Source organism: Pseudomonas sp. AMR01, assembly GCF_041946035.1.
GTDB classification, from domain to species: Bacteria; Pseudomonadota; Gammaproteobacteria; order Pseudomonadales; family Pseudomonadaceae; genus Aquipseudomonas; species Aquipseudomonas antarctica_B.
In genome coordinates this window covers 41,996-67,069 of the sequence record NZ_JAUTYR010000028.1, presented here as the reverse complement: position 1 = coordinate 67,069, position 25,074 = coordinate 41,996, and the positions used below count along the sequence as shown (strand labels likewise).

The following is a 25,074-nucleotide window of genomic DNA, read 5'->3' as shown; positions in this document are numbered from 1 at the left end:
CGAGTGGTGGGGCGAAGACCTTTTGGTTACTTTTGGGGCGTTTGCCAAAAGTGACCCGCTGTAAGAGCGGAACCAATATCAGCCTTCACTCAAACAACGGATATGTACTCAACCCAAAACCCAACCACCCACATTCCAGCTACTGCATCCAGCCTAAGGGCGCTTACGCTCCACAGCCCGCAACAGATGCGTCGGCGGCGTTTCGCAGCTGATCTTGCGCCCCAGCAGCGTCTCGATCGACGGCAACTGGTACGAGTCATCTTCACCAGCAAAGCTGATCGACACCCCCGCAGCGCCCGCACGGCCGGTGCGGCCAATACGGTGAACGTAGTCGTCCGGCACTTCCGGCAGGGTGAAGTTGATCACGTGGCTGATGCCGTCGATGTGAATCCCGCGACCGGCCACGTCGGTGGCCACCAGCACGCGAATCTTGCCTTCGCGGAACCCTTCGAGCGTCTTGATGCGCTTGTGTTGCGGCACGTCGCCCGACAGTTGCGCGGCGTTGACGCCATCGCGCACCAGGCGTTCTTCGATACGGCGCACTTCGTCCTTGCGGTTGGCAAAGACCATGACGCGCTCCCAACCGTTGTCGTTGATCAGGTTGTAGAGCAGCTTGTACTTGTCGGCACCGGCCACCGCGTAGATGTGTTGCTCAACGTTTTCGCTGGCAACGTTCAGCGCTTCGATCTCCACTATGGACGGGTCGGTTGTCCACTGCTTGGCGAGGTTCATCACGTCTTCGGTGAAGGTCGCGGAGAACAGCAGGGTCTGGCGCTCGTTTTTCGGCGGGGTCTGGCGAATGATCTGGCGTACTTGCGGGATAAACCCCATGTCAAGCATGCGGTCGGCTTCGTCCAGCACCATCACTTCGACCATGTCCAGGTGCACGTCGCCACGCTGGTTGAAGTCGAGCAGGCGGCCCGGCGTTGCAACCAGAATGTCGCAATGGCGCGCTTCGAGGTGCTTGAGCTGCTTGTCGAAGTCCATGCCGCCCACGAACGTCATGACGTTGAGGCCGGTGTACTTGGTCAGGTCGGCGGCGTCCTTGGCGATCTGCACCACCAGCTCCCGAGTCGGGGCGATGATCAGTGCGCGCGGCTCGCCCATGTAGCGTTCTTTGGGCGGCGGCGTCTCGAGCAACTGGGTGATGATCGAGATCAAAAACGCGGCGGTCTTGCCGGTGCCTGTTTGCGCGCGGCCAATGGCGTCTTTGCCCGCCAGGGTGAAGCCCAGCACTTGCGCCTGGATCGGCGTGCAGTATGGGAAGCCCAGATCCTGGATGGCGTGCATCAATTCCGGGGACAGTTTGAAATCGTGGAAGCGGGTTTTACCCTCCAGCGGCTCGACGGCGAAGTCTTCGAGTTTCCACGGGATAACCGGCGGTTTCGGCGCGCGTTCACGGCGAACTGCTTTCGGCGCAATAGCAGGCGCTGGTGCGGCCTCGGCAGGGGTGGCCTGTTCAGACAGTGTCACCGACGGCTTTTTCTCAGAAGCGACAGGTACGATCCGGTCGGGCTGTTTGCCGTCATTGCGGCGGCTGGCAGTAGGGACAGGAGCACTGGGAACAGGCGCGAACGGCTCAGCCTCGCTTTTGCCAAACATCTTCTTAAGTGCTTTGAGCACGGTGATCTCATTAATTGATTAAGGAATGTACGCCGGCCAGTGTAATGCAAGAATCGGGCGCGGCGTAGTGCGTCTGTCATGTGGCTACATAATGTGCGGCATTCAGCCCAGGCGAGCGCTCAACCACGCACCTATGTCGTGTATCTCCTGGGGTAACACTTCGTGACCCATTGGGTATTCCTGCCATGTCACGGTGACACCACGGGACTTCAAATGCTCATAGGCACTGCGGCCCATTGCGTTCTGCACCACGTCGTCGAGCTGGCCGTGCAAGCACAAGGCAGGAATGCGCTGCTGGCTGGCGGACAATTCCAGCTCATCGCCAAACGTCGGCGCGTAAGTGGAGAGGGCAATTACGCCACCCAATGGGCCCTGCCATTTAAGGAAGGCGGTGTGAAACACCACTGCGCCACCCTGGGAAAAACCCGCCAGAAAAACCCGCGAGGCGTCTATTCCGGTTCTCTTCTGATCTTCGATCAAATCGGTAACGGTGTTTGACGAGATTTCCAACTCTTCCAGGCTGATGGCACGGGCCGGGCTCATGGCCTTGATGTCGTACCAGCTGGGCATCTCATAGCCGCCGTTTATCGTCACCGGGCGGGTCGGCGCCTGGGGCAAAACGAAGCGGGTTGTCAGCAAGGTTTCCTGCAGTGCCTCAGCCACCGGCAAAAAGTCGTAGCGATCGGCACCCAGGCCATGCAGCCAGATAACGCAGGCGTCTGCGGGCTTGGGGGGCTGAAGAATCAAGGGTTCGGTCATGTCTGCTCCATATAAGTGCGTGCGCTCCGATTGGGTGCGTCGGAACGGTGCGCAATGTGTTGATCTGTTAAGAGAATGTCGCAACGTTGAATCTTTTTCTATTGACCATGGGCTGAAACGACTCAGCCAGCACTCTGGTACGGGGCTTGCTATGTGTAGGTCGATGTCAGAACTATCCCAGGACGGTAACACTATCAGTGACTGCCGCTTGTGGGATAGCAACTGGAATTACTGCGACGACTTCATGCCGCTTGACCTAAAAAAAGCCAACACAGGTCGATATCGCCTCATAAGGGTGCGCTGAGGTTCTAGCTCCGACACAACAAGAGCAAAACTGGAGGTTTGAATGAAGGTATTGAAATCCACCCTGGCCATCGTGTGTGCGGCGGCTGTACTGGGTGTGAGTGGTTTCGCCCAAGCCGGCGCCACCCTGGACGCCGTGCAGAAGAAAGGCTTTGTGCAATGTGGCGTGAGTGACGGCCTGCCGGGTTTCTCGGTACCCGATGCCAGCGGCAAGATCCTGGGGATCGACGCTGACGTGTGCCGCGCTGTGGCTGCTGCCGTTTTCGGCGACGCGACCAAAGTTAAATTCAGCCAGTTGAATGCCAAGGAGCGTTTCACCGCGCTTCAGTCCGGCGAAGTCGACATTCTGTCCCGTAACACCACCATGACCAGCTCTCGCGATGCCGGCATGGGCCTGAAATTCCCGGGTTTCATCACCTACTACGACGGTGTTGGCTTCCTGGTGAACAACAAGCTGGGTGTTAAAAGTGCCAAGGAACTGGACGGTGCAACCATCTGCATCCAGGCCGGTACGACCACTGAGCTGAACGTGTCGGACTACTTCCGCGCCAACAACCTCAAATACACCCCAATCACCTTCGACACCTCTGATGAAAGCGCCAAGTCGCTGGAATCCGGTCGTTGCGACGTGCTGACCTCCGACAAGTCCCAACTCTACGCACAGCGCAGCAAGCTGGCCTCGCCAAAGGACTACGTGGTTCTGCCGGAAACCATTTCCAAAGAACCGCTGGGCCCAGTTGTACGTAATGGCGACGACGAGTGGCTGGCCATCGTGCGCTGGGTTGGCTACGCCATGCTCAACGCTGAAGAAGCCGGTATCACTTCGAAAAACGTCGAAGCTGAAGCCAAGTCCACCAAGAACCCGGACGTTGCGCGTCTGCTCGGTGCTGACGGTGAATACGGCAAAGACCTGAAAGTGAAGAAAGACTGGGTCGTACAGATCGTCAAGCAGGTGGGTAACTACGGCGAAGTCTTCGAGAAAAACCTCGGCAAGACTACCCCGCTGGAAATCGACCGTGGCCTGAACGCACTGTGGACCAATGGCGGCATTCAATACGCTCCCCCAGTACGCTGATCGTTGATGGTTCTGTCACCCGGCGGGCCAACCGCCGGGTGATGTTCTGTTCCATTTTTCCCGGGGCACTTCATGCAAAATCAAATCGGCGCACCAAAGCAGAAGCTCAGCTTCAGCGATCCCAAAGTGCGTGCGTGGCTCTTCCAGATCATCACGATTGTGGCGGTGGTCTCGCTGGGCTGGTACCTCTTCAACAATACCCAGACCAACCTTCAACACCGGGGCATTACTTCGGGTTTCGACTTTCTTGAGCGCAGTGCCGGCTTCGGCATCGCTCAACACCTGATCGACTACACAGAATCGGACAGCTATGCCCGGGTCTTTGTCATCGGTCTGCTCAACACCTTGCTGGTGACGGTAATCGGCGTGGTCCTGGCGACCTTGCTCGGTTTCATCATCGGCGTGGCACGGCTGTCGCCGAACTGGATGATCAACAAGCTGGCGACCGTGTATGTGGAAGTATTCCGCAACATTCCGCCGCTGCTGCAAATCCTGTTCTGGTACTTCGCGGTGTTCCTGACCATGCCGGGGCCGCGCAACAGCCACAACTTTGGCGACACCTTCTTTGTCAGCAGCCGTGGCCTGAACATGCCGGCAGCGATTGCCGCTGACGGGTTCTGGCCATTCGTGGTCAGTGTGGTGGTGGCGATCATCGCGATTGTGCTGATGACCCGCTGGGCCAATAAACGCTTCGAGGCGACGGGCGTACCGTTCCACAAGTTCTGGGCCGGGCTGGCGTTGCTCATCGTGATCCCGGCGCTGTGCGCGCTGATCTTCGGCGCACCGCTGCACTGGGAAATGCCAAAGCTGGCAGGTTTCAACTTTGTCGGCGGCTGGGTACTGATCCCTGAACTGCTGGCACTGACCCTGGCGCTTACGGTCTACACGGCAGCGTTTATTGCCGAGATCGTGCGGTCGGGCATCAAGTCCGTCAGCCACGGCCAGACCGAAGCCGCGCGCTCCCTGGGCCTGCGCCCTGGGCCGACGCTGCGCAAGGTCATCATCCCGCAAGCCCTGCGGGTGATCATTCCGCCGCTGACCAGCCAATACCTGAACCTGGCGAAAAACTCGTCACTGGCCGCCGGTATCGGCTACCCGGAAATGGTTTCGCTGTTTGCCGGCACGGTGCTCAACCAGACCGGCCAGGCCATCGAAGTGATTGCTATCACCATGAGCGTGTACCTGGCGATCAGCATCAGCATTTCGCTGCTGATGAACTGGTACAACAAGCGCATTGCGCTGATCGAGCGGTGAGGAAACACGCATGAGTACGCATACTTTCAAACCTGATATGCCGCCGCCGAACAAAGTGTTCGGGCCGATGGCCTGGATGCGCGCCAACCTGTTCTCCAGTTGGCTCAACACCCTGCTGACGTTTCTGGCGTTTTACCTGATCTACCTGATCGTGCCGCCGATTCTGCACTGGGCAATTCTCGACGCCAACTGGGTCGGCACCACGCGTGCCGACTGCACCAAAGAGGGCGCCTGCTGGGTGTTTATCCAACAGCGCTTCGGGCAGTTCATGTACGGCTACTACCCCGGCGACCTGCGCTGGCGTGTGGACCTGACCGTGTGGCTGGCCATCGTTGGCGTGGCGCCGTTGTTCATCTCGCGTTTTCAACGCAAGGCGGTCTACGGCCTGAGCTTCCTGGTGCTGTATCCGATCATTGCCTATTGCCTGCTGCACGGCGGAGTGTTCGGCCTGACCAATGTCGCGACCAGCCAGTGGGGCGGCCTGATGCTGACCCTGGTGATCGCCACGGTCGGTATCGCCGGCGCCTTGCCGTTGGGCATCGTGCTGGCGCTGGGACGGCGTTCGAACATGCCGGCGATTCGTGTGGTCTGCGTGACCTTCATCGAATTCTGGCGCGGCGTGCCGTTGATCACCGTGCTGTTCATGTCTTCGGTCATGCTGCCGTTGTTCTTGCCCGAAGGCATGGGCATCGACAAACTGCTGCGGGCCTTGATCGGCGTGATCCTGTTCCAGTCGGCCTACGTGGCTGAAGTGGTGCGCGGTGGCTTGCAGGCGATTCCCAAAGGTCAGTACGAAGCAGCTGCAGCGATGGGCCTGGGTTACTGGCGCAGCATGGGCCTGGTGATTCTGCCGCAAGCCCTGAAGCTGGTGATCCCGGGCATCGTCAACACGTTTATTGCGCTGTTCAAGGACACGAGCCTGGTGATCATCATCGGCCTGTTCGACCTGCTCAACAGCGTCAAACAAGCCGCCGCCGACCCGAAATGGCTGGGCATGGCCACTGAAGGCTACGTGTTCGCCGCCCTGGTGTTCTGGATTTTCTGTTTTGGTATGTCGCGCTATTCCATTCATTTGGAACACAAGCTCGACACAGGCCACAAGCGTTAGGAGTTGATGTTATGAGCGAAGCGATCAAACAGCCTGTGAGCCCTGAAGGCATTATCCAGATGCAGGGCGTCAACAAGTGGTACGGCCAGTTCCACGTGTTGAAAGACATCAACCTCAACGTCAAGCAGGGCGAGCGTATCGTGCTGTGCGGCCCGTCGGGTTCGGGCAAGTCCACCACCATCCGCTGCCTCAACCGTCTGGAAGAGCACCAGCAAGGCCGCATCGTGGTCGATGGTGTTGAGCTGACGAACGACCTCAAGCAGATCGAAGCGATCCGCCGTGAAGTCGGCATGGTGTTCCAGCACTTCAACCTGTTCCCGCACCTGACCATCCTGCAAAACTGCACGCTGGCCCCGATGTGGGTGCGCAAGATGCCCAAGCGCAAGGCCGAAGAAATTGCCATGCACTACCTTGAGCGTGTGCGCATTCCGGAGCAGGCCCACAAGTTTCCGGGGCAACTGTCCGGCGGCCAGCAACAGCGTGTGGCGATTGCCCGTGCGCTGTGCATGAAGCCGAAAATCATGCTGTTCGATGAGCCGACGTCGGCACTCGATCCGGAAATGGTCAAGGAAGTACTCGATACCATGATCGGCCTCGCTGAAGACGGCATGACCATGTTGTGCGTGACCCACGAAATGGGCTTTGCCCGCACCGTGGCCAATCGCGTGATCTTCATGGACAAAGGCGAAATCGTTGAGCAGGCGGCGCCAAATGACTTCTTCGACAACCCGCAGAATGACCGGACCAAGATGTTCTTGAGCCAGATTTTGCATTGATCGACGGTTGAAACAATAAACCCGGCCTTGTGCCGGGTTTATTGTTTGGGGCTAGGACGCTTTAAGTGCTTCAGCGTCGTGGTGCACCGTGTAGGTGAAGGCGCCGCGCATGTCCGCACCTTCGGCCAACGCTTTTGCGTCAGCCAGCAAGTGCGGGTGACGATCCAATAAACGCATCAACACCACCAGGGGTTTGGGGGCAAGAAGCTCGCCGCGTTCGTAGCGGGAGAATGCGTTGTGGCCGCCACCTGAGAGCAATTCCACTGCTTCTTTTTGGGTAAGGTGCAGTTTGCGGCGGGTGCGTTTGATCTCGGCGCCGATCATTTGCCGAGCCGCGAGGACCAACTCGTCCATTGCTGCGTCGTAGCGGTCTGTACTGTCGTTGTTTGGGTCCCAGAAGCCGTCGCCGCACTCCGTGCATTCCCAGCCTGAGAGATTGTCGACCCGACGCTCCATGCCTTTAACGCTGATGGTTTCGCTACGGCCTTCGAAATACATCAGCCCATTGGGCGCGCCGCAGATGTAGCAATTTTTAACCTTCATAGGTTTTTCTCCTTGAAGGAGATCACCGGAGGGTCACCGTCCGGGGAGTAAGTGACCTTGATGTAAATCTCCCTGTCTTTTGCGTGCGTGTGGTACACGTCCTGCCAAACCCGAGGGCTCCCGTAAGTGGTCATCGACTTGTACAACATCCTGTTTTGTAGCTCGTAAATAACGACCTGCATCGCCTCAACACTCAAATCAAGGTTCTGACCGGATTTTTTAGCCGTCCTCGTAAACGCTTTGCTTCCTAGCCGCCTCACATCAGCCTTTATCAGCGCCAAGTCGTAATGAGGTGTGTACTTTTCCATAAGACACCCGAGTCCAATAATTACCCTCACAGGGTAATTTTACCAATCGAAAATACTGCTCCTTTTGTTGCCTCAGAACCCTAGCCCGTTGCCTTTGTAGGCAGCTCCGAATAGGCTGTAGGAAAATTCATCCTATGATTGGACGAAAGTGCCAAACCCATGACAGACATCGCCCCTTTGATCAAACGCTCCCTGGTTGATCAGGCCCTTGAGCAACTGCGCCTGCGCATCAGCAAAGGCGTGTGGGCCATTGGCGAGCGCCTGCCCACCGAGCCCGAGTTGTCTGCCGAGTTGGGCATCAGCCGCAATACCGTGCGCGAAGCCATGCGCGTGCTGGCGTTTTCCGGGTTGATTGACATTCGCCAGGGCGATGGCAGTTACCTGCGCTCCATGACCGACCCGTTGGGGACGATGCGCGCGTTATCGCATTGCACGATCAGCCAGGCGCAGGAGACGCGGCAAATACTCGAAGTGGAAGCGATTGGCCTGGCGGCCGTGCGCCGAACCGATGAAGACCTGAACGGTTTGCGCGCGGCGCTCAATGCCAGTGCCGAGCTGTATCACGGTGATTTGGAGGCCTATATCAGCGCCGACCTGGTGTTTCACCAGCGCTTGGTGGACGCGGCACACAACCCGGCGTTGAGCGAGCTGTACCACTACTTCTCCGCCATCGTCGGCGCCCAGCTGCGCCAGACCCTGAACATTTCGCTGCGTCGCCAGGCGGTGTTCGACCTGCATATCGCCCTGCTCGAAGCCGTCGAACGCCAAGACCCGGAACGCGCCAAATCCCTCTGCCGGCAGTTGATCAATGAACCCTGAAAACACGCTTGAAGAACTGTTGATCGACGCCGAGGCGGACGACGAAGTGGTGCAACCCAGCCAACCCGCCGTCAGTCGCCCGTGGCTGTTGCTGCTCGGCTTGATTCTGGTGGCGTTGAACCTGCGCCCGGCGCTGTCGAGCATGTCGCCGTTGCTGAGCGAGGTGTCCGCCAGTTTGGGGTTGTCGGCCGCCAAGGCCGGTTTGCTGACCACCTTGCCAGTGCTGTGCCTGGGCTTGTTCGCGCCGCTGGCGCCAATGCTGGCGCGGCGTTTTGGCGCCGAGCGCGTGGTGTTGGGCATTCTGCTGACGCTGGCCGGCGGCCTCATCCTGCGCAGTGCTTTGGGTGAGGTCGGGTTGTTCGCCGGCAGCCTGATCGCCGGCGCGAGCATCGGTATTATCGGGGTGTTGTTGCCCGGCATCGTCAAGCGCGACTTCGCTAAACAAGCCGGCACCATGACCGGCGTCTACACCATGGCACTGTGCCTGGGCGCGGCATTGGCAGCGGGCGCCACGGTGCCGTTGAGTCATTACTTCGACAACAGTTGGAACATCGGCCTGGGTTTCTGGATTTTGCCCGCACTGGTGGCGGCGCTGTGCTGGTTGCCGCAGGTTCGGCAAAAGCACGGCGCGCATCAAGTCGCCTATCGGGTGAAGGGCTTGCTGCGCGACCCGCTGGCCTGGCAGGTGACGGTGTACATGGGCTTGCAGTCGTCGCTTGCCTACATCGTGTTTGGCTGGGTGCCATCGATCCTGATCAGCCGTGGCCTTAGCGCCACTGAAGCCGGGTTGGCGTTGTCGGGTTCGATCATCGTGCAACTGCTCAGCGCCCTGACCGCGCCTTGGCTGGCGACCCGTGGCAAGGACCAGCGCCTGGCCATTGTGGTGGTGATGCTGTTGACGCTGGGTGGGCTGTTCGGCTGTTTGTATGCGCCGCTTGAGGGGCTGTGGGGCTGGGCGATTCTGCTGGGATTGGGCCAGGGGGGCACGTTCAGCCTGGCGTTAACCCTGATCGTCTTGCGTTCGCGCGATGCTCACGTGGCAGCCAACCTGTCAGGCATGGCCCAGGGCATCGGCTACACCTTGGCTTCGTTGGGCCCGCTGGCCGTCGGCGTGCTGCACGACTGGACCGGTGGCTGGGGCGCCACGGGCTGGGTATTTGGCGTGATCGGCCTGGGCGCGATTGTTGCGGGGCTGGGCGCAGGCCGCGCGGCCTACGTGGGTGTCACCAGCGAGAGCGTCAAGCGCTCATAGGCCTGGATCAGATGCTTTGAATGCGGCACCGGTATTTAGCGGTCAGGGTGACGGAGCCGTCGATGAGCGCCTCAGCGTCTATTCTTTCAGCAGGTCTTGCTGTGAAAGGGTGTGTGGGGCAAACGCGTGCGGTGAAGTTGCCCCCTGTTATAGCGTTGTTTTAGGCACGCGCAGCGACCGGGAAAACGGGAGAGAATTTATCGCCGGGATGAAACGCGGGGATGCAACTTTCCCTTATGTCAGGGTGGCAATGAAGCGCCGAGCGTGTTGATTAAAAAATCACAGTTTGGCCATCGTTGTCGTAGTTGTTGTATCGCTGCGCCATAAACATTCGGCTATGTTTTCGCGCGGGTTGATTTCCGCAATCTGTTAATTGGGTTCCGGTAATCATGTTGCTGCGAACAGTTCGAAACGGTTCGATGTCCCGCTGCGGCAGGCAGGCCGGGCGAGTTGGTCGCTCTCGATGAGGGCGCTATGGCGGGCAACTCTGCAGACCGAGGTTCGCGGCAGGCGGCTTCTGACTCGGCCACGTTGGCTCACTGGTCTCACGCTCAAGTGCTCGTGGTGGATGACCATCGCACCTACCGTTTGCTGCTGGGGGCCATGCTGGAAAAGCTCGGTGTGGCCTATCGGTGTTGTGACAACGGCCAGCAGGCATTGCACGCGCTGGACGCTGACCGCTTCGACCTGGTGATCACTGACTGTCGAATGCCGGTGATGGACGGTTTCACCATGACCCGTGAGCTGCGCCGTCGCGAGAGGGCCGAGGGGCGTGCGGGAATCATTGTGCTGGCGCTGACCGCAGGCCTGGGGCCGGAGGACATCCGCCAATGTGAGGCGTGCGGGATGAATGGTTGGCTGACCAAGCCCCTTGGTCTCGCGCAGTTGGACGAGGTGCTGCGTTGCTGGTTGAACCCTTCGCAAGCCGCAGCGCCTGCCGACAAGCCCACGGGCTCACCGCGTGTGCGCAACATTTCCATTCCCAGCCGAGCGAGCCTGATCGAGACGTTCGGCACGTGGGAGGTGGTCGAGCCGATGCTGCTCAGTCTGCTTCAGGAGGCCCACGCGGACCTTGCCGTGTTGACAGGTGCCCAAGCGAGCCTGGACGCCAGCCTGACTACGCAGTGTTTGCACCGTTTGGTAGGCAGTGTCGCCTTTTTGGGTGAGAGCGGTCTGGAAGACGAGGCGATCAAGCTGATCAATGCCGTGCATTTATCCGGGGTCGAGCTGAACCAAACCGCCTTGAATCAGTTGCGCGAGGGCATCAACTTGTATCTTGATTATTTGGCTCAGCTGTAGAGTTGACGAAGGAATTTATACATTTGTGCGTAGTACGTTTCCGTATGTTTTTTCTCTTTGTTATGTGGGAGTTTGTGGCGGGCTCTTTAAACACGGGGCGGAACAGAAAGTGGCTAATTATTTCCTATTGTTGCTAAAAGACTATCGCGCTATGTTTGCAGTCTCAAATTGCCATCATGGAAAAGTCGATGATCCGCGTCATTATTGCTGACGATCACCCTATCGTTCGTGTGGGCCAAAGAGTGGTGATCGAGGCGAGTGGTAAATACAAAGTAGTCGGCGAGGCAGATGGCCCCGATCAACTGCTTGATCTGGTCGATCGAATCCCTTGCGACGTGATCGTCACGGATTTCGCGATGCCCGGAAATCAACAGGCCGACGGCTGCGGGTTGTTGGGTTTGTTGAACCGCAGGTACCCTGACTTGCCTGTGATCCTGGTGACCATGTTTGCCAATGTCGCGACCCTGAGAGCCGCCTTTGGCCACGGTGCCAAGGGTGTTATTGCCAAAAGCGCGTCTGCCAGGGAGTTACCCAAAGCATTGATGTCGGTGACGCAGGGGCGCACTTTTGTCAGTGAGTGCCTGCGCGTGCAACTGGACCAGGCCTGCTTGGCGCGGCCCACTCAAACGCCCAAGTTGTCGGGTAAAGAACAGGAAGTAGTGCGCATGTTGGCCAGCGGAATGACGGTCACCCAAATTGCTGCACGGGTTAATCGGAGTATTTCGACTATTAGCAAACAGAAGAGTACAGCGATGCATCGGTTGTGTATTACCACAGATGTTGATTTGTTCAATTACGCGCGTGACGCGGGCATGGTGCCTTAAACTTCGTGGCAAGTTTCTTCGGATCTTATTCGGGTAGTAAAGGCAACTAATGACAATGTTCAGGCGGTGTTTAAAGTTCGGCGCATGATTGTTTTCATACGCTGGAGCTGAACGCATTACGGCTGAAGGCCTGGTCTGACAATGACCAGGCATCATAAAAGCCGAGGGACGCACGCCGAGCACGCGCATCCCGCTCATTTACAGAGCAAATGGTCATGGCCTTCCCCGCGTCCGCAGACTATCGTGCAGCCCTGATAACAATGAACTGCGGAGCCTGCTTATGAGTGATGCCCACAACGCCCTGATCACGAGTTTTTACCAGGCGTTCCAACGCCTCGACGCCGAAGCCATGGCCGCCTGTTACACCGACGACGTGGTGTTCAGCGACCCGGCTTTTGGTGAGCTGCGCGGCCGTGACGCCGGCGACATGTGGCGCATGCTCACCACTCGCGCCAAAGACTTTTCTCTGACGTTCGACCATGTGCGCAGTGACGAAACCACCGGCAGCGCCCATTGGGTAGCGACGTACCTGTTCAGCGCCACCGGCAATACGGTGGTCAACGACATTGGCGCGCGGTTTGTGTTTCGCGACGGCAAGATCAGCGAACACCACGACCACTTTGACCTGTGGCGCTGGTCCCGGCAGGCGCTGGGTATCAAGGGCCTGTTGCTGGGCTGGTCGCCCGCGTTGAAAAACGCCGTGCGCGTGCAGGCACTCAAAGGCTTGAAGGCATTTCAGGCCAGTCGTTGATAAGATTGGTGCCCCTTTGCTGTGCCGAATTCACCCGTGACCACGCCTGAACCCAAACCCTGGTTTGTCTACCTGGTGCGCGCCGCTAACGGCTCGCTGTATTGCGGCATCAGCAATGACCCGCAGCGCCGCTTTGCCTCGCATCAAAGCGGCAAGGGCGCGCGGTTTTTTCTGTCGAGCCCGGCGGTAGCGCTGGTGTACACCGAGCAATGCGCGAGCAAAGGTGATGCGCTGCGCCAGGAGCGGTTGATCAAGAAGTTGAAGAAGAGCGCCAAGGAGTGCCTGGCGGCGAGTGGTGAATCACGCTGACTGATAGGTGCTCATCACGCCCATTCACGGTGTCTCGCGCTAAGCTAGCGGCTCATTTGTTTAGCGGAGCCTGGCATGTCTGAGTTGATCCTCCACCATTACCCGCAATCTCCCTTTGCTGAAAAAGCCCGCTTGCTGCTGGGCTTCAAAGGCTTGTCCTGGCACTCCGTGCCGGTGCCGCCGATGCTGCCAAAACCTGACCTCACGGCACTGACCGGCGGCTATCGCAAGACGCCGGTGTTGCAGGTTGGCGCGGATATCTACTGCGACACCGCCTTGATCGCCCGTCGCCTGGAGCAGGAAAAAGCCGCGCCAGCGCTCTTTCCGCGTGGGCATGAAATCACCACCCAAGCCTTCGCCGCCTGGGCCGACAGCGTGGTGTTTCACCATGCCGTGAGCCTGGTCTTCCAGCCGGAATCGGTGGCCGTGCGTTTTGCCAGATTGCCGCCGGACGTGTTGAAGGCGTTTGTCGCTGACCGCGTGGCGCTCTTCAGCGGCGGCACGGCGAACAAGATTCCGCCCGAGCTGGCGCGGCATCAATGGCCAGCGATCATGCTGCGTTTGGAGCAGCAGTTGCAGCATGAGTCGGGCGACTTCCTGTTTGGCGAAGCGTCGATTGCCGACTTTGCCCTGGCCCACGTAATGTGGTTTCTCAAGGCCACGCCGGTTACTGCGCCGTTGGTGGATGAGTACCCGGCGGTCGTGGCCTGGCTGGGTCGGGTGCTGGGCTTTGGGCATGGCACCGCCAGCGACATAAGTGCCGAGCAGGCGCTGGAAATTGCCCGCAACGCGACGCCCGCGCCATTGCCGGACGAAGTCTTTGTTGACCCCAACGGCTTCAAGGCTGGCCAACAGGTCACCATTGCCGCAACGGACTACGGCGTCGATCCGATCGCCGGCGAGTTGCTCTTTGCCGGGCGCGAAGAGCTGATTCTGCGCCGCACAGACGAACGCGGTGGCATCGTCCACGTACATTTCCCGCGTTTCGGGTTCCGCCTGCAGGCGCAATAAACAGATTATTTTCAAAAACAGGTGAGGTAAATCCACCGCCCAACCGTGTAGTGCTTGAAACTGCGATCTATTCGCATTAACAGCGTTTTCTACACGGGTTCTCACAGCATGAAGTCGACGGCGGGCGGTTTGGTTAAACAGTGGCTGGGAGCCTCGGTATTGGCGATCTCGGGGTTGGCGTTGCTGCCCCTGAGCATCGCGCAGGCGCAGGAGCAGCAAAGCGCCCGGTTTACCTTTGCCCTGGCAGCCAAACCGCTGCCCCAGGCCTTGAGCGATTTCAGCCGCGTCACCGGCATCAGCGTAATCTACACCGACGAAGCGCCCTACGGCCTCAGTGCCCCAGCGGTGAGCGGGCAGATGAGCGCCACCCAGGCCCTGCAACGCTTGCTCGGCAACTCGGGCTTTACCTTCCGCCAGGTCGACGCTCACACGCTGGCCCTGGAGCCGGTGCCCACCGACGGCGCAGTCAACCTCGGCGCCACCACCATCAGCGGCGCCAGCCCCGTCCAGGACAGCACCAGTTACCAGCCACCGCCGACCAGCTCGGTGATGCGCTCCCACGGCTTGCTGCTGGAAACCCCGCAAACCGTCAACGTGGTGCCCGCCCAAGTGCTGCGTGACCAACAACCGCGCAACCTGGACGACGCCCTGGGCAATGTCAGCGGCATTACCCAGTCCAACACCCTTGGCAGCACGCAGGACGCGGTGATGTTGCGCGGCTTTGGCGACAACCGTAACGGCTCGATCATGCAGGACGGCATGCCCGTGGTGCAGGGCCGCGCGCTGAACGCCACCGCCGAACGTGTCGAGGTGCTCAAAGGCCCATCGTCGTTGCTGTATGGCATTCAGGACCCGGGCGGCGTGGTCAATATCGTCAGCAAAAAGCCTGAACTGGTGCAGTCCACGTCCTTGACCGCGCGCGGCTCGACCTTCGGCGACGGCAAAAACGGCAGCGGCGGCAACCTCGATACCACCGGCCCCATTGGTGACAGCGGCCTGGCCTATCGCTTGATCGTCGACCATGAAGACGAAGATTACTGGCGCAACTACGGCACCCACCGCGAGACGCTGGTGGCGCCGTCTCTGGCCTGGTACGGCGACACGACCCAGGTCGTGTTCGCCTATGAACACCGCGAATTCCTCTCGCCGTTCGACCGTGGCACCGCCATCGACCCGAAGACCAACCACCCGTTGAACATCCCGGCGACGCGTCGCCTGGATGAGCCGTTCAATAACATGGAAGGCCGCTCCGACCTCTACCGCCTGGAAGTCGATCACGATTTGAACGACGACTGGAAAGCGCATTTCGGCTACAGCTGGAACCGCGAAACTTACGACGCCAGCCAGGTGCGCGTGGCCAAGGTCAACACCAACGGCACCCTGACCCGCAGCATGGACGGCACGCAAGGTGCGCTGACCACCGACCGCTTTGCCACCACCAGCCTTGAAGGCAAGGTCAACGTGGCTGGCATGCAGCATGACCTGGTGTTCGGCCTGGACGATGAGTACCGCAAAATCTACCGCGCCGACCTCATCCGCCAGGCGCCGCGTGGCACCTTCAACTACAACAATCCGGTGTACGGCAATGAAGTGGCGGGCACCACCGTCAGCGCGCCGGACAGCAACCAGATGGACCAACTGCGCAGCGACTCGCTGTTCTTCCAGGACGCCATTCACCTGACCGACCAGTGGATTCTGGTGGGCGGCGCGCGCTATCAGATGTACGACCAATACGCCGGCAAAGGCGTGCCGTTCACCGCCAACACCGATGGCAACGGCCAGAAGTGGGTGCCGCGCGCGGGCCTGGTGTACCGCTACACCGATGAGTTGTCGTTCTACGGCAGCTACACCGAGTCGTTCAAACCCAACTCCACCATCGCGCCGCTGGCCAACAAAAGCGTGCTGGATGGCAGCCTGGAGCCGGAACAATCCAAGGCCTGGGAATTGGGTACCAAGTTCGACCTGCCGGGGCGCATCACTGCGAGCGCGGCGCTGTTCAACATCGAAAAACGCAATGTGCTGGTGCAGGTCGGCGATGGCCTGACCTCGGTGTACAGCGTCGCGGGCAAAGTACGTTCCCGTGGTTTGGAACTCGACGCCAGCGGCCAGTTGACTGACCAGTGGAGCCTGATCGGCAGTTACGCCTACACCGACGCCGAGGTGACTGAAGACCCGGACTTCAAAGGTAACCGCCTGCAGAACGTCGCGAAAAACACCGGCTCGCTGTCGGCCGTGTATGACTTCGGCAGCATCCTGGGCGGCGACCAACTGCGTGTCGGCGCGGGCGCACGCTATGTCGGCGAGCGGGCAGGGGACGCGGCCAACAGCTTCGAACTGCCGGGCTACACCGTGGCCGACGCGTTTGCCAGCTACGACACCAAAGTCGAAGGGCAGAAGGTCAAGTTTCAGCTCAACGTGAAGAACCTGTTTGATCGCACGTACTACACCTCATCGGTGAACACGCAGTTTGTGTCGATTGGCGATGCGCGGCAGGTGTCGGTGTCCAGTACCCTGACGTTCTAACCCTGTGGTGAGGGGCCTGTGGCGAGCTGGCTTGATGTGGTGAGGGGGCCTGTGGCGAGCTGGCTTGTTGTGGCGAGCGGGCTTGCCCCGCGTTGGGGCGCGAAGCGGCCCCTGTTAAAGCCACCGCATTTCTCCAGGCACACCGCACTGCCTGGTTTTAGGGCTGCTGCGCAGCCCAACGCGGGACAAGCCCGCTCGCCACAACAAGCCCACTCACCACAGCGAGCCTGCTTGCCACAATGAGCCCCACTCGCCACAAGTGAGCCGAGCTGGTAGCGTTGCCGCCACTAAAGGCTTTGCGGAAAACGGTACTGATGCAATTGGGTCGATGGATACACACCAGCGCGATGCTGGTGGGCTTGAGTTTTTTACTGGGAGGCTGCGCGAGTGTTTCACCGACCTCTACCTCGCTGGACCAATTGCTGGCCGACCCTGCACTGCACGGCGCCACGGTGTCCCTCACAGTGCGCGACGCCCGCAGCGGCAACACGCTCTATCAACACAACCCGCGCACGCGGCTGGTGCCTGCCTCCAATCTCAAACTGCTGACCACGGCGGCGGCGATGGACGTGTTGGGCCCGCAATACCGCTTCGCCACGCAGCTATTAAGCAACGGCATACGCCAGGGCGACCGCCTGACCGGTAACCTCTACCTGCGCGGCCTGGGTGACCCGACCATTCAGTTCGCCGATTACCAGGCACTCGCGGCGCAACTCGCCAGCCAGGGAATCCGCCAAGTGCAGGGCGACCTGGTGTTCGACGACACCTGGTTTGACGCCGAGCGGCTGGGCGTCGACTGGTCCCAGGACGACGAAAGCACCTACTACGGCGCGCAGATTTCGGCGCTGACCGTGGCGCCCAATACCGATTTTGACGCAGGCACCGTGCTGGTCACGGCCAGGGCGCCGATGCGCGGTGGTCAGCCGGTGAGTGTCGAGATTTTCCCGCCCACCGATTACCTGCAATTGAGCAATCGCGCCATCAGCGGGCCGGGCAACACCTACGGGATCAACCGCCGCCACGGCACCAACCTGTTGCAGCTCAGCGGCGCCGTGGCACCGGGCAAGCAAAGCAAGCAATTGGTCAGCGTGTGGGAGCCGACGCAGTTGGTTGCCAACCTGTTTGAGCAAGCGTTGGCGCAGCAGGGCATCAGCGTATCCGGCCGTCGCCTGATCGGCGGCGCAACGCCGGCTGCCGTTACCGTGCTGGCCGAGCATCAATCGGCGCCGTTGCAGGAACTGATTACGCCGCTGCTCAAACTGTCAAACAACAACATGTCCGAAGCCTTGCTCAAGGCCATGGGGCGCAAAGCGTCCAACAGCGGCACGGCGGCGGCGGGTGTGGTGGCGGTGGCCGGGTTTCTCAAGCGTCAGGGGCTGGATACGGCGGCGCTGAATCAGGTCGACGGTTCGGGCTTGTCGCGGCTTAACCTGGTGTCGTCGCAAACCCTCACCGACCTGTTGCTGGCCGCGAGCAAACAGCCGTGGTTCAACGCCTGGTACAACGCGTTGCCGATTGCCGGCAACCCCGACCGCATGACCGGCGGCAGCCTGCGTTATCGCCTGCGCGAAACGCCCGCGCAGAACAACCTGCATGCCAAGACCGGTTCGATGGGCGGCGTGTCGTCCCTGAGCGGCTACGTTACTGATGCCCACGGGCGCCGGTTGGTGTTCTCGATGATCACCAATAACTATGTGGTCTCTGGCGCACACGTCAAAGGCGTGGAAAACCGCGTGGCAGTGGCGCTGTCACGCTGGGGCGATTGATTCAGGGCTGGTAACCCATGCGCCAACTCACGGCCCGGGTCGCCGCCAGCAAACGCTGAGCCGCCGGGCCATCTTCATCGGCATGAAACAGCGAGGTGGGGCCGACCACGGTCATTACCGCCGCCACCTGCCCGACCGCGTTGAAGACCGGTGCCGACAACGCATCCACGCCGGGCATCAGCAAGCCATGCACAAAGTGCAGGCCACGGCTGCGGATGTGTTCACAGGCGCTGGCGTACGCGGTGTCGTCCGCCAAGGCGTGGGCAGTGCCGGCCTGAACCTCACGCTCACGCAATTCCACGGTTTCGCGCGACGGCAAATAAGCGCTGAACACCAGCCCGGTGGACGAGCTGAGCAGCGGCAACACTGAACCCAACTGGGTCACGACGGTGATGGCGCGCACCGCCGGTTCAATGTGCACAACCGTTGCGCCCTGATTGCCCCACACCGCCAGAAAACAGGTTTCATTCAACTCATCGCGCAGCTCTGCCAGGGGCATCGCGCCGACTTTCAGCACATCCATGCTGCCGAGCGCAGCCAGGCCCACGCGCAGGGCTTCGCGGCCAAGGCCGTAGTGGTTGGTGGCGGTGTTCTGTTCGGCAAAGCCTGAGGCAATCAACGCCTGCAGATAGCGGTGCACTTTGCTTGCTGGCATCTGCACGTGCTCGGCCAGGCGCGACAGCGACGTTGCCGGCGCCAATTCGGCGAGGGCTTTGAGAATGTCGGTGCCCACTTCGGCCGAGCGGACTTTCTGTTTACCGGTGTCGCGGGGCTTTTCCATGGAAGGGCGAGAATCCGAGAGATGAATGGGCGTCTTTATAGCTTGACGGTCAGTAGTGATCAAATTACGTTATGCGTAACTGGATTACGATAAAAACAACTTCCGTCAAGAGGATGATCCATGCACCTCGAATACCTGTCGGGCTTCGGCAATGAATTCGCCAGCGAAGCCTTGCCCGGCGCGCTGCCCGTTGGCCAGAACTCCCCGCAAAAAGCCCCCTACGGCCTCTACACCGAACTCTTCTCCGGCACGGCCTTCACCATGGTGCGTAGCGAAGCCCGTCGCACGTGGCTATACCGCATTCAGCCGTCGGCCAACCACCCGGCATTTGTCAAACTCGAACGGCAGTTGGCCGGCGGGCCGTTGGGCGCCGTAACGCCTAACCGTCTGCGCTGGAACCCGTTGGATACGCCGAGCGAGCCGACCGATTTTATCGACGGGCTGGTAGGCATGGTTGCCAACAGCGGATCGGAAAACCCCTCGGGTATCAGCATCTATAACTACCGCGCGAATCAGTCGATGGAGCGCGTGTTCTTCAATGCCGACGGCGAACTGTTGATTGTTCCCGAGAATGGTCGCCTGCGCATCGCCACCGAATTGGGTGTGCTGGACGTTGAACCGCTGGAAATCGCAGTGCTGCCCCGTGGCCTGAAATTTCGCGTTGAACTGCTTGATGGGCAGGCGCGTGGCTACGTCGCCGAGAACCACGGCGCACCGCTGCGCCTGCCGGACCTGGGGCCTATCGGCAGCAACGGCCTGGCCAACCCACGCGACTTCCTCACGCCGGTTGCCCGTTACGAAGACCTGAAACAACCGACAACGCTGGTGCAGAAATTCCTGGGCGAACTGTGGGCCTGCGAGCTCGACCATTCGCCGCTCAACGTGGTCGCCTGGCATGGCAATAACGTGCCGTACAAATACGACCTGCGTCGCTTCAATACCATCGGCACCGTCAGCTTCGATCACCCGGACCCGTCGATCTTCACCGTATTGACCTCGCCCACCAGCGTGCACGGCCTGGCCAACCTCGACTTCGTGATTTTCCCGCCGCGCTGGATGGTGGCCGAGAACACCTTCCGTCCGCCGTGGTTCCATCGCAACCTGATGAACGAATACATGGGCCTGATCAGGGGCGCCTACGACGCCAAGGCCGAAGGCTTCCTGCCCGGCGGCGCCTCGCTGCACAGCTGCATGAGCGCCCACGGCCCGGACGGTGAAACCTGCACCAAGGCGATAGCCGCGGACCTGGCGCCGCACAAGATCGATAACACCATGGCCTTCATGTTCGAGACCAGCCAAGTGCTGCGTCCCACACAGTTCGCCCTCCAATGCCCGCAACTGCAAAACACTTACGACGCCTGCTGGGCCTCGCTGCCCGCCACCTTCAACCCGAATCGGAGATAACCCATGACTCAGCCAACACCTACCCGCAGCTGGGTGGCCTCCGCCAACGGTCACGCCGATTTCCCCCTGCAAAACCTGCCGCTGGGCGTGTTCAGCATCAACGGTTCGGCACCGCGCAGTGGCGTGGCGATTGGCGACGCGATCCTCGACCTGCACGCGGCGCTGGACGAGTTCGACGGCGAAGCGCGCCACGCTGTTGAAGCCACCGCGGGCGGCCAGTTGAACGCGTTTTTCGAACTCGGCCGTGGCCCGCGTGTGGCTTTGCGCGAGCGCTTGCTGGAGCTGCTCGCCGAAGGCAGCAAGCTGCACACCCGTGAAGCGCAGGTGCTGCACCGCGCGGTAGATTGCCAGATGCACTTGCCGGCGAAAATCAGCGACTACACCGACTTCTATGTCGGTATCGAACACGCGCAGAACGTCGGCAAACTGTTCCGTCCGGACAACCCCTTGTTGCCGAACTACAAGCACGTGCCGATCGGTTATCACGGCCGCGCCTCGACCATTCGCCCGTCGGGCACCGAAGTGCGCCGCCCTAAAGGCCAGACGCTGCCAGCCGGGCAAACCGAGCCGACTTTCGGCCCGTGCGCACGCCTGGATTACGAGTTGGAACTGGGGATCTGGATTGGCCAGGGCAATGCCATGGGCGACTCGATCGCCATTGGTGACGCCGCTGAGCACATCGCCGGTTTCTGCCTGCTCAATGACTGGTCGGCGCGGGATATCCAGGCCTGGGAATACCAGCCGCTGGGGCCGTTTTTGTCGAAAAGTTTTATCACCAGCATTTCGCCGTGGGTGGTAACGGCCGAGGCCCTGGAGCCGTTCCGTCAAGCGCAACCGGCACGCCCGGAAGGCGACCCGCAGCCGTTGCCGTACCTGCTGGATAAACGTGATCAGGCTGCGGGTGGTTTTGATATCGAACTGGAAGTGCTGCTGACCACCGCCTCGATGCGTGAGCAAAACCTGCCGGCCCATCGCCTGACACTGAGCAACACCCGGCACATGTACTGGACCGTGGCGCAAATGGTTGCGCACCACAGCGTTAACGGATGCCAGTTGCAGGCCGGTGACCTGTTCGGTTCGGGCACGTTGTCCGGCCCGCAGCCGGGGCAGTTCGGCAGCCTGCTGGAAATCACCGAAGGCGGTAAAAAGCCGATTGAACTGGCCTCAGGCGAGGTGCGCAAGTTTCTCGAAGACGGCGATGAAATCATCCTGCGCGCCCGTTGCAGCCGTGAAGGGTTTGCCTCCATCGGCTTCGGCGAATGCCGTGGCACCGTGGTCGCGGCGCGCTAAGAGGGCAAGGCGATGGAACTCTATACCTACTACCGTTCTACCGCGTCGTACCGGGTGCGTATCGCCCTGGCGCTCAAGGGTTTGGATTTTGCCGCGCTGCCGGTCAACCTGCTGGCGCCGCCGGGAGGCGCCAATCGCCAGCCCGAGTATTTGGCAATCAACCCGCAAGGGCGAGTGCCGGCGTTGCGCACCGACGAGGGCGAGTTGCTGATTCAATCCCTCGCGATCATTGAGTACCTGGACGAACGTTATCCACAGGTGCCGTTGCTTTCCAGGGACCTGACGATTCGCGCGCATGAGCGTGCGGTGGCCGCGATCATCGGTTGCGACATTCATCCTCTGCACAACTCCAGCACCCAGAACCTGCTGCGCCAATGGGGGCATGACGAGGCGCAATTGCTGGAGTGGATCGGGCACTGGATCAGCCAGGGATTGGGCGCAGTGGAGCAGTTGATTGGGGACGCAGGGTTTTGTTTCGGCGAGCAGCCGGGGTTGGCGGATACGTTTCTGATCCCGCAGCTGTATGCGGCGGAGCGCTTCAAGGTACCGCTGACGGCGTACCCGCGCATTGGGCGCGTAGCCGCGCTGGCGGCGCAGCATCCGGCGTTCATTCAGGCGCACCCTGCCAACCAACCTGACACCCCCTAAATCAATGTGGGAGCTGGCTTGCCTGCGATCCAGTCACCTCGGTACATCAGGTATATCGAGGTGATCCTATCGCAGGCAAGCCGGCTCCCACAGTTGATCGGATTCACCCGAATAAAAATAATAAAGGTACCTTGCGATGCACAATCAGATTGCCAGTTTTCGTGCGGCACTCGACGCCCGTCCGGTGTCGCGCTATCAGTGGTTGATTCTCCTGCTGCTGGCGTTGCTGCTGGTCACCGACGGCTACGACGCCCAGGTGCTCGGCTATGTGGTGCCTGCATTGGCCAAGGATTGGGGCCTGGAAAAAGCCGCGTTCGGCCCGGTCTTCAGCGCCAACCTGCTGGGGCTGACGTTGGGCTCGCTGCTGGTAACGCCGCTGGCGGATCGCTTTGGTGTGCGACGAATCCTGCTCGGCTGTGTGCTGATCTACGCCAGCCTCACCGTGCTGATGGTGTTTGCCAATTCACTGACCACGCTGATGGCCGCGCGGTTTATCTGCGGCATCGGCATGGGCGGCGCGATGCCCAGCGCCATGGCATTGATGTCGGAATATTCGCCGCCGCGCATGCGCACCTTGATGGTGACCCTGGCGGCGTGCGGCTTTTCGTTCGGCGGTGCGGCAGGAGGGTTTGTGGCCGCAGGGTTTATCGAGGGTTACGGCTGGCAGGCGGTATTTCTGGCGGGCGGTGTGACGCCGTTGCTGTTGTTTCCCTTCCTGATGTGGCTGCTGCCGGAATCCTTGCCACGGTTGTTACGTGATGCGCCGCCGTATGTGCGGTTGCACAAGGTCACCTCGCGCATGTTGCCCGACTGGCAACCGCCGCTGGCGACTGAGGCGGAAAATCAGAAGGAGCAAGGCAGCAAACTGACGGTTGTTGAGCTGTTCCGTCACGGCTATGCGCGTGCGACCCTGCTGCTTTGGGCGACCTTTTTTGTCAGCCTGATCCTGCTGTATTTCATGATCAGCTGGTTGCCGTCGCTGTTGCTGGAAAGTGGCCTGGCATTGAAAGAAGCCAACCTGGTGACCTCGATGTTCCTGTTCGCCGGCACGCTGGGCGCCATCGGCATGGCCTGGTTCGCCGACCGCCTGAAAAGCAAGGTGCGGTTGCTGTCCGGCGTGTTGGCGGCGGCTGCCGTGTGCACCATTCTGCTGGGCCTGAACCACGACAACCCCCGTTACTTGGTGGCCTGCGTATTTGCCGCCGGGTTCTGCATCATCGGTGGTCAACTGACCCTCAACGCCTTTGCCAGCAACTTCTACCCGGCGCACGTGCGCGCTACCGGTACCGGCTGGGCGCTGGGCGTGGGGCGATTTGGCTCAATCCTGGGGCCGCTGTTTGGCAGCATGCTGTTGGCAATGCACATTCCGGTGGAGCAGATTTTCTTCTTCTGCGCGATTCCGGCGGTGATAGCGGCGTTGTTGATTATTCAAGTGCGTTCGCCGGGGGCTGTAATGCCGAAGAGCCCGCTGCAGGGCGATATCCTCAAGGCCCCGGCGAATCACTGAGGTTTGCTTGGGTTAGTGGTGAGTGGGCACCTGTTGTGAGTTGGCTTGTTGTGGTGGGCGGGCTTGCTGGGGCGAGTTGGCCTGTTATGGTGAGTGGGGCTGTTGTGGCGAGCGGGCTTGCCCCGCGTTGGGCTGCGAAGCAGCCCCAAAACCTGACGCCCAGTACATCCTGACACACCGCATTCTTCCGTATCAGGGGCTGCTTCGCAGCCCAACGCGGGGCAAGCCCGCTCGCCACAACAGCCCCGTTCGCCACAACAAGCCCGCTCGCCATAGAGGGGATGCTACATCAGGCCCGGCCACAACAAACCCCGTCATCAAGCCTTAGTGCACAACGCTGTTGGGTGGCAGATGCCCCAGCCGCTCGGTCAGGCGCAGGCGCTGGATCGGGTCTTCGCTGAGCAACAAAGCGTGTTCCAGGTCGAAGCGCTCGGCGCTTGGGCAATCCAGGCGTTGGTACAGGCTGGCGCGTGCCAGGTAGTCGGCGGCGCTGCCATTGCCCAGCTCCAGCACGCGCTCGGCATCGATCAAGGCGGCCAGTGGGGCGTCGTTGGCGAGGTGCAGCTGGCGCAGGTTGCGCGACAGCCGCTGCAGGATCGCGCGCGGTGCGGCGGTCAGCAGGTGGTCGGCCTGCAACTTGAGATTCGGCCCGTACTGACGGTGCAGCAATTCGCGGCAATCGTTGGGATACAGGCGTCTACCGCCGCAGGGGTCAAGCAGGTGATCGTTACCGGGCACCCGCAGCAGGAAATGGCCGGGGAAGTTCACGCCCACCATGGGGATGTTCAGGCGACGCGCCATCTCCAGTGCAATCAGGCCCATGACCAATGGTTGCCCGCGTTTGCGCTGCAGCACCTTGTCGAGCAGGGCAGCGGCGGGGCGCAGTGGGGTGAAGTCGTCCTGGGCGAACCCCAGGTCGTTCAGGCGCCGCAGCAGCGGTTGGCCGAGTTCATCCACCGGAAGCATGGGCATGCCCACACTGACCTGTTGCTGGAGCACCACCAAGTCTTGCAGGATCAGCAATGGCTGCACGCTGGCGTCGTGTTCGGCGGCAATCCACAGCGCGGCTTCAAACAGCGCAGGTGGCGAGCGTTCCAGGCAGGCGAAAAAGGCTGTGCGGGGATTCATTGCATTCTCCGGC

General features: G+C 60.6%; 23 protein-coding genes. 17 read left to right on the top strand and 6 right to left on the bottom strand.

Annotation, left to right across the window (positions count from 1 at the left end; translation table 11 throughout):
* Positions 1 to 153: 153 nt before the first annotated feature.
* The gene (rhlB, locus tag Q7C20_RS20785; RefSeq protein WP_375069886.1) at positions 154 to 1,629 is read right to left on the bottom strand and encodes an ATP-dependent RNA helicase RhlB; all 1,476 of its coding nucleotides are present in this window, start codon (positions 1,627 to 1,629) and stop codon (positions 154 to 156) included.
* 96 nt (positions 1,630 to 1,725) lie between these two features.
* Positions 1,726 to 2,382: an alpha/beta hydrolase gene (locus tag Q7C20_RS20780; RefSeq protein WP_375069885.1), complete on the bottom strand. Its 657-nt coding sequence runs from the start codon at positions 2,380 to 2,382 to the stop codon at positions 1,726 to 1,728.
* Positions 2,383 to 2,728: 346 nt separating this feature from the next.
* On the opposite strand from Q7C20_RS20780, the gene Q7C20_RS20775 reads away from it, so the two are divergent.
* From Q7C20_RS20775 to Q7C20_RS20760, 4 genes are all read left to right on the top strand, one after another.
* The gene (locus Q7C20_RS20775; RefSeq protein WP_348062132.1) at positions 2,729 to 3,760 is read left to right on the top strand and encodes an amino acid ABC transporter substrate-binding protein; all 1,032 of its coding nucleotides are present in this window, start codon (positions 2,729 to 2,731) and stop codon (positions 3,758 to 3,760) included.
* Positions 3,761 to 3,832: 72 nt separating this feature from the next.
* Positions 3,833 to 5,014, top strand: coding sequence for an amino acid ABC transporter permease (locus Q7C20_RS20770; protein WP_348062131.1), 1,182 nt, complete (start codon positions 3,833 to 3,835; stop codon positions 5,012 to 5,014).
* Between the two features lie 10 nt (positions 5,015 to 5,024).
* Positions 5,025 to 6,122: an amino acid ABC transporter permease gene (locus tag Q7C20_RS20765; RefSeq protein ID WP_375069884.1), complete on the top strand. Its 1,098-nt coding sequence runs from the start codon at positions 5,025 to 5,027 to the stop codon at positions 6,120 to 6,122.
* Between the two features lie 11 nt (positions 6,123 to 6,133).
* Positions 6,134 to 6,898, top strand: coding sequence for an amino acid ABC transporter ATP-binding protein (locus Q7C20_RS20760; protein ID WP_375069883.1), 765 nt, complete (start codon positions 6,134 to 6,136; stop codon positions 6,896 to 6,898).
* A 51-nt stretch (positions 6,899 to 6,949) separates the two neighbouring features.
* Here the strand turns inward: Q7C20_RS20760 and Q7C20_RS20755 are convergent, their stop codons facing one another.
* Together Q7C20_RS20755 and Q7C20_RS20750 are read right to left on the bottom strand one after the other, a co-directional pair.
* Entirely contained in the window at positions 6,950 to 7,441 is a 492-nt protein-coding gene (locus Q7C20_RS20755) for a type II toxin-antitoxin system MqsA family antitoxin (RefSeq protein ID WP_348057977.1), read from the bottom strand.
* Positions 7,438 to 7,749, bottom strand: a complete 312-nt coding sequence (locus tag Q7C20_RS20750; RefSeq protein ID WP_348057975.1) for a type II toxin-antitoxin system MqsR family toxin — start codon at positions 7,747 to 7,749, stop codon at positions 7,438 to 7,440. The genes Q7C20_RS20755 and Q7C20_RS20750 overlap by 4 nt, the downstream gene beginning before the upstream one ends.
* A gap of 159 nt (positions 7,750 to 7,908) precedes the next feature.
* Between Q7C20_RS20750 and Q7C20_RS20745 the strand changes: the two genes are divergently transcribed.
* The 9 genes from Q7C20_RS20745 (at position 7,909) to dacB (ending at position 18,303) form a co-directional block, all read left to right on the top strand.
* Complete coding sequence (locus Q7C20_RS20745) at positions 7,909 to 8,568, top strand: FadR/GntR family transcriptional regulator (protein WP_375069881.1); 660 nt, start codon at positions 7,909 to 7,911, stop codon at positions 8,566 to 8,568.
* Positions 8,558 to 9,820: a CynX/NimT family MFS transporter gene (locus Q7C20_RS20740; protein WP_375069879.1), complete on the top strand. Its 1,263-nt coding sequence runs from the start codon at positions 8,558 to 8,560 to the stop codon at positions 9,818 to 9,820. Before Q7C20_RS20745 ends, Q7C20_RS20740 begins: the two co-directional genes overlap by 11 nt.
* A gap of 474 nt (positions 9,821 to 10,294) precedes the next feature.
* Positions 10,295 to 11,119, top strand: a complete 825-nt coding sequence (locus Q7C20_RS20735) for a response regulator (RefSeq protein WP_375069877.1) — start codon at positions 10,295 to 10,297, stop codon at positions 11,117 to 11,119.
* Between the two features lie 188 nt (positions 11,120 to 11,307).
* The gene (locus Q7C20_RS20730; RefSeq protein ID WP_375069875.1) at positions 11,308 to 11,943 is read left to right on the top strand and encodes a response regulator; all 636 of its coding nucleotides are present in this window, start codon (positions 11,308 to 11,310) and stop codon (positions 11,941 to 11,943) included.
* A 280-nt stretch (positions 11,944 to 12,223) separates the two neighbouring features.
* Entirely contained in the window at positions 12,224 to 12,694 is a 471-nt protein-coding gene (locus Q7C20_RS20725) for a nuclear transport factor 2 family protein (protein WP_348057965.1), read from the top strand.
* A 36-nt stretch (positions 12,695 to 12,730) separates the two neighbouring features.
* Positions 12,731 to 13,003, top strand: coding sequence for a GIY-YIG nuclease family protein (locus Q7C20_RS20720; RefSeq protein ID WP_348057963.1), 273 nt, complete (start codon positions 12,731 to 12,733; stop codon positions 13,001 to 13,003).
* A gap of 75 nt (positions 13,004 to 13,078) precedes the next feature.
* Positions 13,079 to 14,014, top strand: a complete 936-nt coding sequence (locus Q7C20_RS20715) for a glutathione S-transferase family protein (protein ID WP_375069872.1) — start codon at positions 13,079 to 13,081, stop codon at positions 14,012 to 14,014.
* Positions 14,015 to 14,122: 108 nt separating this feature from the next.
* Positions 14,123 to 16,537 carry a TonB-dependent siderophore receptor gene (locus tag Q7C20_RS20710; RefSeq protein WP_375069870.1) on the top strand — a complete coding sequence of 805 codons (2,415 nt, stop codon included), beginning with the start codon at positions 14,123 to 14,125 and terminating at the stop codon, positions 16,535 to 16,537.
* A gap of 314 nt (positions 16,538 to 16,851) precedes the next feature.
* Positions 16,852 to 18,303 carry a D-alanyl-D-alanine carboxypeptidase/D-alanyl-D-alanine-endopeptidase gene (dacB, locus tag Q7C20_RS20705; RefSeq protein WP_375069869.1) on the top strand — a complete coding sequence of 484 codons (1,452 nt, stop codon included), beginning with the start codon at positions 16,852 to 16,854 and terminating at the stop codon, positions 18,301 to 18,303.
* Between the two features lies 1 nt (position 18,304).
* Here dacB and Q7C20_RS20700 read toward each other — a convergent pair whose 3' ends face one another.
* Positions 18,305 to 19,084, bottom strand: coding sequence for an IclR family transcriptional regulator (locus Q7C20_RS20700; RefSeq protein ID WP_348057955.1), 780 nt, complete (start codon positions 19,082 to 19,084; stop codon positions 18,305 to 18,307).
* A 120-nt stretch (positions 19,085 to 19,204) separates the two neighbouring features.
* On the opposite strand from Q7C20_RS20700, the gene hmgA reads away from it, so the two are divergent.
* The 4 genes from hmgA to Q7C20_RS20680 all read left to right on the top strand — a co-directional run bounded on the left by hmgA (position 19,205) and on the right by Q7C20_RS20680 (position 23,933).
* Positions 19,205 to 20,488: a homogentisate 1,2-dioxygenase gene (gene hmgA, locus Q7C20_RS20695; protein ID WP_375069868.1), complete on the top strand. Its 1,284-nt coding sequence runs from the start codon at positions 19,205 to 19,207 to the stop codon at positions 20,486 to 20,488.
* A gap of 3 nt (positions 20,489 to 20,491) precedes the next feature.
* Entirely contained in the window at positions 20,492 to 21,778 is a 1,287-nt protein-coding gene (gene fahA, locus Q7C20_RS20690) for a fumarylacetoacetase (protein ID WP_375069866.1), read from the top strand.
* 12 nt (positions 21,779 to 21,790) lie between these two features.
* On the top strand, positions 21,791 to 22,426 hold the full coding sequence (maiA, locus tag Q7C20_RS20685) for a maleylacetoacetate isomerase (RefSeq protein ID WP_375069864.1): 636 nt from the start codon (positions 21,791 to 21,793) through the stop codon (positions 22,424 to 22,426).
* Between the two features lie 136 nt (positions 22,427 to 22,562).
* A complete protein-coding gene (locus tag Q7C20_RS20680; RefSeq protein ID WP_375069862.1) occupies positions 22,563 to 23,933 on the top strand; it encodes an MFS transporter in 1,371 nt (456 codons plus the stop codon).
* 324 nt (positions 23,934 to 24,257) lie between these two features.
* On the opposite strand, the gene Q7C20_RS20675 is transcribed toward Q7C20_RS20680, so the two are convergent.
* Positions 24,258 to 25,061, bottom strand: coding sequence for a SirB1 family protein (locus Q7C20_RS20675; protein WP_375069860.1), 804 nt, complete (start codon positions 25,059 to 25,061; stop codon positions 24,258 to 24,260).
* Between the last annotated feature and the right edge of the window lie 13 nt (positions 25,062 to 25,074).